Annotated in this window: 3 protein-coding genes; 1 reads left to right on the top strand and 2 read right to left on the bottom strand. The window is 68.1% G+C overall.

The window, feature by feature from the left end; all coding sequences use genetic code 11:
* Positions 1–104: 104 nt before the first annotated feature.
* On the top strand, positions 105–992 hold the full coding sequence (locus ABZS54_RS42665) for a caspase family protein (RefSeq protein ID WP_355548774.1): 888 nt from the start codon (positions 105–107) through the stop codon (positions 990–992).
* Here the strand turns inward: ABZS54_RS42665 and ABZS54_RS42660 are convergent.
* Positions 955–1,437 (bottom strand): AAA family ATPase, encoded by a 483-nt coding sequence (locus ABZS54_RS42660; RefSeq protein WP_355548771.1) that lies wholly within the window; start codon positions 1,435–1,437, stop codon positions 955–957. The genes ABZS54_RS42665 and ABZS54_RS42660 overlap by 38 nt on opposite strands.
* Positions 1,434–2,751: transposase family protein (locus ABZS54_RS42655; RefSeq protein WP_355548768.1), on the bottom strand; the 1,318-nt coding region annotated here is incomplete at its 5' end. The genes ABZS54_RS42655 and ABZS54_RS42660, both read right to left, overlap by 4 nt.

Here is a 2,751-nt window from a genome sequence, read left to right as displayed (position 1 = left end):
CGAGGCTTCTTCTTCCCCATACGCTCCATGATGGACATCCTCCCAAGAGGGGCAAAGCCCTCAGACAGGGTGTCCGTCAAACCGGATCAAGCCCAAAACGTGCGGTGGACAAGCTTCGATCAGGTACCAGTGCTGGCGGCCATGACGACTCGGAGCCTGCTGAGGAATCAGAGGGCGGGTCTCGGGATCAGGGCGACCCTCCACTGGCCAGCAACCAAGGACCCGCTCCTTCTTTCGCTCCTCAGAGCCCCCCATGGGGGAGAGTGCGGCTCCCTGACCGCTCACGCTCCTGGGCCATCGTGATGGGTACAGGGCACTACGAGAGTACTCAACTGCCACAGTTGCCAGCTGTAGAAGCGAACGTGGAGGCGGTGGCGGATGCGCTCACAACTCCCGTGCTGGGTGGCTTCGATAAAGATCGATGCACGGTGCTGCTTGACGCCGCAGACCTCACCAGCGTCGGCAGCGCCCTGGCCGACGCAACGAGATCGGTTGACGATGTCCTGCTCTTTTACTACTCCGGCCATTCCCTGCTGGATGAAGACGGGGACCTGTACCTGACGCTTTCCAGGTCCGAATATACGAGTCTGTATTTCACGGCGGTGTCATTCACCAGGCTTGCGAAGGAGTTGGCGAACGCAGGGGCAGAGCACATCGTAATCATTTTGGACTGCGACTTTGCTGGCCGTGCTCTGCGAACTGGAGCAGTCGGCGACAACACTTTTGTGCTGTGCGCAACAGGCCCTACTCGGCATGCCCTGGCCCCTCACAGCGAGCGGTTTACGGCGTTCACGGGCGACTTTCTATACGCCCTTCGCGGTGGCTTGGCGCCTCATGAGCTGGATGAGGCTCTCCCTCTGGATTGGATCTACGCACACGTGGCTCGTCAGGCTGAGAACAAGGAGCGTCCCAGGCCTCAACGGCTCAGTACGGGAGACACTGGACAGCTCGCACTCACGCGCGTGGTGCCCCCAGAACCGGCCGACACCTAGGTTCTTGGATCATGTACGGAGCCAGATGAAGAGTGCGGCGAGGGCGACGGGAGCCGCTGAGCCACTGTGCCTCGTCCAGGACGAGGGTGCAGGGGTGGGTGGCGAGTTCGGTCTTGAGGAGTTGGTCGAACTCGCTGGCGTAGCGCGGGGATTGGCCCGGTAGTTCGAGGGCGGCGTGCAGTTCCTGGCGTACCGTGCGGAGAGTGGGGCGGGTGTGGAAGGTGATGCGGCGGATGTCTTCGCCGGGTTCGAGTTCGCGCAGGCAACTGGTGACTGCCACCGTCTTGCCGAAGCCGGCTCCCCCGTGGATGCAGGTCATCGCGCGGGCGGCGATGGTGTCGGCCAGGTTCTCCCGCACGGTGAGCAGCGCGCGGGTGGCCACCAGACGCGCGTCGGGGAGAGCGACGTACTGGTCGGTGGGCGCGGGCGGCAAGTGGCGGGTCATCGGGGGTCCTTACGGGCGGAGAACGGTTCGGGTGCGGTGGGTTCGGCGGGCCTGACGGGCCTGGTGGTCTTCTTCAGGGCGTCGGGGGTGGCCCAGTCGGGTGGGGGTGGGGCGGGCGGGATCAGGTCGGGCAGTGCGAGCTTGGCGAGGTCACCCTCGCGGTGCCGTGCCAGTTCCCGGGCGGCCTCGGGCGCGGTGATCGTGTCCAGGCGTTGTGCGTCGGCGGGGGTGGACGTGGGGGCGAAACGGTCCCGGCGCAGTCGCGCGGCGGCTTTGGCCTCGGCGCGTAGGCGGCGGGCTCGGGAGGCTCGGGCGCGGCGCAGGGCGGCGCGTTGTTCGTCGGTGGCCTGGTCGGCGAGGTGTGCGGTGCCCAGGCGGTGGCCGTCGGGGGTGCAGACTTCGATCTCGTGGGTGTGGTGGGGCATGAATCGCACGGTGACCTCGCGGCCGGCCTGGCCGGTCATCCAGTCGGCGATGTAGTCGCGGTTGCGGAAGGCCACTCCGTGGCTGGTGATGACGCGGGGGCGGCCGTCGTCCTCGAGCGTGAAGGACCACACGTCCGCTGCCGGGATGTCGTTGAGCGGGGTCGGGTCGGCCTGCCAGGCTTCCAACGGGCTGTGGCCGTTCAGGGCGGCGGGGTGGTGCTCGGTGTTCCACCAGGTCGCCCACCGCAGGACTTCGGTGGTGAAGGCGCGGAACGACATGGGGGGCGGGGCGAGTCGCCGGTCGCGGCGGCGGTGGGCTCCTCGGGGTTCGGGCGTGGGTGTGTAGCCGGGGAGGACGGCGAAGAGCATGCTGTCGACGGCGCCGTTGAGGTTCTCGATGCTGCCCTTCAGGTGGGGGCTGTAGGGCGGCAGGACGGTGATGTTCGCGTCCAGTGCGGTCAGTGCGGCGGTCACGGTGCGGGAGAGGAAGTCCCTGCCGCGGTCGAACCGCACGTGCTCGGGCAGCCCACCGAAGGGCCCGTACGGATCGGTGCGCACGATCGCGGAGCGCAGCGCGGTCAGGACCGAGGCCCGCGTCGGAGGGCCGGGGGTGACGGCGACGCCGGTGATCGCCTTGGTCGCGCAGTCGATGAACCATGTGACGTACGGGTGGACGAGGTCGCCGTCGGCGGTCACCCGCAGCGGGGCCTGGACGTGGTCGGCTTCCCAGGTGTGGTTGCGCCAGGTTCGGGGGCGCTTGGCGAACACGTCCAACGCCCGGGCGGCTTCGGGGCCCTTGCGGTGGCCGGCCCGCTCCCCCGCGGTCAGGTCCCGGCGGAGCGCGCGCAGGAACGTCGACAGCGACGGGAGAGGATCCGGCAGCGGCACG

Origin of the sequence: Embleya sp. NPDC005575 (assembly GCF_040605455.1) — a bacterium.
Taxonomy (GTDB): Bacteria; Actinomycetota; Actinomycetes; order Streptomycetales; family Streptomycetaceae; genus Embleya.
Note: the sequence above shows the minus strand (reverse complement) of the source record. Positions and strands in the feature narration are given on the sequence as shown.